Raw genomic sequence first — 5,295 nt, forward strand, 5'->3', positions numbered from 1 at the left:
GTGATGCTCGTCGGCGAACAGGTCGGTCTGGATGGCGGTGCGTTTCTTCATGGCTGGCGGCAGAGAACGAAATCAGGACAATCCAATTTTACCAATCACAGAGGTGCCGAGGTTTTTCGAGGCGCCCTATAAGGATGAACCATGATGGAAAATCTGCGACCGAAGCAGCCAGAGGCTCGATCTATGGTCTTTGCAGAAGGAGCGCTGTGGGTCCGCGCTGACTTTCATCTGCACACCCGAGCGGACCGTGAGTTCAAGTTCACGGGCGATGACAACTTCTACAACAGCAACTATGTGGATGCGTTGGAGAAAGCGGGCATCCGATTGGGCGTCATCACCAACCACAACAAGTTCGATTTCGAAGAATTCAAAGCACTGCGCAAGACGGCCCAGAAGAAGGGTATTGCGCTGCTGCCAGGCGTCGAGTTGTCGGTCAATGATGGGGCTAATGGCATCCACACGCTTGTTGTGTTCTCCGACGAATGGATCGATGAACACAATTACATCAACCCCTTCCTGACCAGCGCATTCGAAGGCAAAACTCCCGCGCAGTATGAGCAGGAGAACGGGCGTACTTCATGGTCGCTTTTGGAGACCATCAAGAAGCTGGAAGGCTATCACCGGGACTTCTTCCTTGTCTTCGCCCATGTTGAAGCCCCGAGTGGCCTGTGGGCGGAGCTGGATGGCGGCCGGCTGACTGAGTTGGGGCAGAACGAGTTCTTCCGACGCAGAACGCTGGCTTTTCAGAAGGTACGCACGCACGACGGCGCAGGCAAAGACAAACCCTGCCGCACCAAGATTCAAAGCTGGCTACAGAGCTGGTACCCCGCCGAACTGGAAGGCAGCGACCCCAAGAGTGTCGATGAAATCGGTCGAGGCAAAGCCAGCTACCTGAAGCTGGGCGAACTGTCCTTCGAGGCGGTCAAGTTTGCCTTGAGCGATCCGGCTGGGCGGGTAGCCATGGAGCCGCCAAAACATCAGGCGTCGCACATCCGCAGCATCCGCTTCGACGGCGGCATTCTCGACGGTCAGGTGTTGCATTTCTCTTCCGAACTCAACACGCTGATCGGCATCCGGGGCAGCGGCAAATCATCCATCCTGGAGGCAGTGCGCTACGCCCTCGACATTCCACGCGGCGAGAAGGCGCAGGACACCAAGTACAAGGATGAGTTGATCCGCCATACCCTCGGCAGTGGCGGCAAGGTGACGTTGACGGCCTGCGACGTGTACGGACAGGAATTCACCATCTCGCGCATCTTCCGCGAAGCTCCAAATGTCTATTTAGGCGGCAAGTTGCAACCCGGCGTGTCGATCCGGGAGACCGTACTGCGCCGTCCGATCTACTTCGGCCAGAAGGATCTTTCCAGCACCGGCGAAGGCTTCGAGACCGATCTGGTGGAAAAGCTGGTTGGCGAGAAGCTGCGTGTGCTGCGTGACGAAATCGAGGGTCAACGCCAGCGCGTGCGCGACGCTGCTCAGCGCTGGCTCAAGCTCAGCAACACGGCCGAACTCAAGCGCGACTTCGAGACCCAACTAAATGATGCCAACTTCCGTCTGACCAAGTTCGCGGAGCACGGCGTCGCCGACAAGCTCCAAAAGCGCCTCGGATTCCAGCAGGACGCTACTGCGCTAGCACGCATGAAGGAGCGGGCAAACAGCTTCCTCCTCGCCTTAGGGCAATTGATTGCCGAACATGAGGACGAGTTGCGCAACGCGACGAGTTACGTGTCCAAGCAGAACCCGGATTTCTTCGCAGCCTACTACGTCGAGTTCTCCAACCTCGTGGCCAAGGTCGATCAGCTCAAGCAGATCGAGCAAGACGCGCGAGCCATTGCGGGGCGCCTCAAGACCAAGCAGAGCGAGTTTGAAGGTGCAAGCAAGAGCCTTCAGGAGGAGTTCGCACAAGTCGAGCGTCAACTAGCTCAGGAACTCAAGCAAACCGGCATGACAGCCATTCAGCCGGACGACTTCCTGGCCCAGCAGCAGCGCAAAACCAAGGCGGAGCAAATGCTGGAGGCGCTGGCCAAGCAGGAATCACAGCAGACCAGCATCCGCGATGCGCTGTTTGCCGAGATCGACAAACTCAATGAACTATGGCTGCGCGAGTTCAACACCATCAAGGTAGAGCTGGACCGTGTGAACGCTGGCCACACCGCCCTGCAGATCGAAGCGGACTTCAAGGGCGACAAGGAAGCCGCCATCAGCTTCATGCAGCAGCTCTTCAAGGGCAGCAGCATTCGCGAAACCACGCTGCGCGCAGTGATGGAGGACTATGCCGATTTCGGCGGCCTCCTGCGTGCCCTGCCGGGAGCCTTGGCGAAGGCCGGCAGCACCCCCGAGGTCTTCGAAAAGACCTTCATGCAGAACCTGACCGATTTCGTCACCTGGCAGGTGCCCAACCGCTTCGTCATCCGCTATCGCGGCAAAGAGTTGAAGCACCACTCTCTCGGGCAGCGCGCTTCGGCGCTGTTGCTGTACGTGCTCAGTCAACGCCAGAACGACGTGATCATCATTGACCAACCGGAAGACGATCTGGACAACCAGACCATTTACGACGATGTGATCAAGCTGCTACGGAAAATGAAGACTCACGCCCAATTCATCTTCGCCACTCACAACGCCAACTTCCCGGTGCTGGGTGACGCGGAACAGGTGCACGCCTGCCAATACCAGGACGAGAAGGTCGCCACGCGAAGCGGCAGCATCGACGCCCGTCCGGTGCAGGACGCCATCATCAACATCATGGAAGGAGGCCAGGAAGCCTTCAACCGTCGCAAAGAGGTCTACAACCTATGGAAACCACAGAGCTGATCGACTTGCTCAGCCGGGGCGAAGACAGTCGGCAGCAATTCAAGACGGACATCAACAATGCCGACGCCTTGGCAGCAGAGATCGTTGCCTTCAGCAACACCGCTGGTGGTCGCATCTTCATTGGGGTGAACGACGACGGTTCTGTGCGCGGTCTATCCGGTGCCGACGTTGCTCGTCTCAATATGCTCATCGCCAACGTGGCCTCGCAGGTCGTGCGCCCCGCCGTGAACCCGCTCACGGAAAACGTGCCCCACCCGGCAGGCACGGTGCTGGTGCTCTCCATCGCTGAAGGCGTCAACAAGCCCTACATGGACAAGAACGGCGCAATTTGGGTGAAGAACGGTTCGGACAAGCGCCGTGCCACCTCGCGCGAGGAATTGCAGCGCCTATTCCAGCAAGCGGGCTTGGTGCATGCTGACGAAACGCCCGTAGCGGGCTTGAGCGCGGGCGATGTGGACATGCCCTATTTCGAAACCTTCTTCGAGCAGCAATTCGGTGAGCCGCTCGCCCAGCATAACCAGCCGCTGCCGCAATTGCTGGCCAACATGAACCTGATGAACCAAGGGCAGCTCAACGTGGCAGGCGGTCTGCTATTTGCCAAATCACCGCACTACGCGCTACCCGCCTTCATCGTCAAGTCCGTTGCTTTTGTCGGCACCGAGATCGAGGACGAACGCTATATCGACAGCCGCGACATCACCGGCAAGCTGGCTGATGTGTTCCAGCAGACGCTGGGCTTTATCGTTGCCAACACCCGAGCCGTACAGGGCGAGCAGGGCTTCAACACCCAGGGCCAGCCTGAGATTCCGCGCATCGTCTGGGAAGAGTTGGTCGCCAACGCACTTATCCACCGCGACTACTTCGTCAGCGCGCCGATTCGCGTACTGGTCTTCGCGGATCGTGTCGAGATCATCAGCCCAGGCCACCTGCCCAACAACCTGACTATCGAGAACATCAAGGCCGGCAACTCCAATATGCGCAATCCCATCCTGGCGTCCTTTGCTGCCAAGCTCCTGCCTTATCGCGGATTGGGTAGCGGCCTGCTACGCTCACTGCGGGCATGGCCGCAGATCGAACTTATCGATGATCGTGTCGGCAATCTGTTCAAGGCTATCGTGGCGCGTCCGAGTATGCTGGAGTCGGCCGGAAGTTCTTGACTGATCGGCTGGGCGGGAGATGAATAGTCTTCTGGTTTTTAGAGCGTCGCTATGGTGTCAGCATGAAACCGTATGAAGAAAACGAACCGTTCTTCATCACCGAGGAAGTCGCGGCTGAAATGATCGCCGCCGGCTACGAGTTCGAGCCGCCGCCCATAGCCTGCACGGTGAGACTGCGCGACGTGCTGAAGCGCATGAGCGATGCCGAGCTGACATTGCAGCCGGGCGAGATCGCGGACCAGGAGCGCGAGCGCCGGCAGAGCAAGCCATTTTCAGCTGGTTAAGCTGGATATGGTATTTTTCGTGGCATTGCTACGATTTGTGTTTTTAAGTCTTTGTAAATTAAAGAATTTATACCACTATTTATAATTGAGTGGGAGTGAAATCAGGTCTTTCGGGGACTATCGTGACCTATCGAAAAACTGGCGTAACGTGTTGATTTAGAAAGAAATACGTCACGACAGCTATCGGTGGCTATCGCCGACCAGCAAAACGGATTGGCGGTAGAGGTGACGGTAGAAACCGGAGGCCGGATTAAGACCCTCCCGTTTACTATCCAGACCAAACCGGTCTTTGACGGTAAATCACTCCTCAGGAAAGCTTGTTTCATGCGGCTTTCCGAGCATCAGCAGGTCTCCTGACCCCTGACGGTAAAAGCCGTCATGAACAGGAGGAAAAACCTTGATGCTTACCGACACCGCACTACGCAATCTCAAGCCTAAGTCCAAGATTTACAAGGCTTCCGACCGCGACGGCATGTACGTAACGGTATCAACCACCGGTACCGTCACCTTCCGCTACGATTACCGTCTCAACGGCCGGCGCGAGACGCTGACCATTGGACGGTATGGGCCGTCCGGCATTTCGCTCGCGATGGCCCGCGAAAAGCTGCTGGACGCCAAGAAGGCCGTCGCCCAGGGCAAGTCCCCGGCGCATGAGAAGCAGCGCGAGAAGCGCCGCCTGACCGCCGCCAAGAACTTCGGCGACATGACCGCCCAGTGGATGGCCGGTGCCCGGATGGCCGACAGCACGCGAGCGATGCGCAAGAGCATCGTCGATCGGGACATCCTGCCGGCCTTCCAGAACCGCCTGCTCAACGAAATCACCGCCGACGACTTGCGCGCCTTGTGCGGCAAGGTGAAAGGGCGGGGCGCCCCGGCCACCGCGGTGCACATTCGCGACATCGTGAAGCAGGTCTATTGTCAGCGGTAATCCAATAATCCCCACCTGTGGTAATCGAATTTTCCCCACCCATCGACTTGAAGGAGTCAGAGATGGAAAGGGAATCAGTGGTGTTCGATGTGGAAGCTGTCCTGGACCCGAGGGT

Annotated in this window: 5 protein-coding genes; all 5 read left to right on the forward strand. The window is 57.9% G+C overall.

The window, feature by feature from the left end:
• Positions 1-183 precede the first annotated feature (183 nt).
• The 5 genes from GPA21_RS19180 to GPA21_RS19200 all read left to right on the forward strand — a co-directional run bounded on the left by GPA21_RS19180 (position 184) and on the right by GPA21_RS19200 (position 5,180).
• The gene (locus GPA21_RS19180) at positions 184-2,811 is read left to right on the forward strand and encodes a TrlF family AAA-like ATPase (RefSeq protein ID WP_246262060.1); all 2,628 of its coding nucleotides are present in this window, start codon (positions 184-186) and stop codon (positions 2,809-2,811) included.
• The gene (locus GPA21_RS19185; protein WP_168989684.1) at positions 2,793-3,968 is read left to right on the forward strand and encodes an RNA-binding domain-containing protein; all 1,176 of its coding nucleotides are present in this window, start codon (positions 2,793-2,795) and stop codon (positions 3,966-3,968) included. Before GPA21_RS19180 ends, GPA21_RS19185 begins: the two co-directional genes overlap by 19 nt.
• A 62-nt stretch (positions 3,969-4,030) precedes the next feature.
• Positions 4,031-4,252: a hypothetical protein gene (locus tag GPA21_RS19190; RefSeq protein ID WP_168989685.1), complete on the forward strand. Its 222-nt coding sequence runs from the start codon at positions 4,031-4,033 to the stop codon at positions 4,250-4,252.
• 186 nt (positions 4,253-4,438) lie between these two features.
• Positions 4,439-4,609, forward strand: a complete 171-nt coding sequence (locus GPA21_RS19195) for a hypothetical protein (protein WP_168989682.1) — start codon at positions 4,439-4,441, stop codon at positions 4,607-4,609.
• 43 nt (positions 4,610-4,652) lie between these two features.
• On the forward strand, positions 4,653-5,180 hold the full coding sequence (locus GPA21_RS19200; RefSeq protein ID WP_246262061.1) for a tyrosine-type recombinase/integrase: 528 nt from the start codon (positions 4,653-4,655) through the stop codon (positions 5,178-5,180).
• Positions 5,181-5,295: the final 115 nt, after the last annotated feature.

Source organism: Azoarcus taiwanensis (assembly GCF_012910885.1).
Taxonomy (GTDB): domain Bacteria; phylum Pseudomonadota; class Gammaproteobacteria; order Burkholderiales; family Rhodocyclaceae; genus Azoarcus_F; species Azoarcus_F taiwanensis.

Coding starts and splice junctions, on each gene's coding strand:
- GPA21_RS19180 (WP_246262060.1), top strand. CDS start 184: ATGGTCTTTGCAGAAGGAGCGCTGTGGGTCCGCGCTGACTTTCATCTG.
- GPA21_RS19185 (WP_168989684.1), top strand. CDS start 2,793: ATGGAAACCACAGAGCTGATCGACTTGCTCAGCCGGGGCGAAGACAGT.
- GPA21_RS19190 (WP_168989685.1), top strand. CDS start 4,031: ATGAAACCGTATGAAGAAAACGAACCGTTCTTCATCACCGAGGAAGTC.
- GPA21_RS19200 (WP_246262061.1), top strand. CDS start 4,653: ATGCTTACCGACACCGCACTACGCAATCTCAAGCCTAAGTCCAAGATT.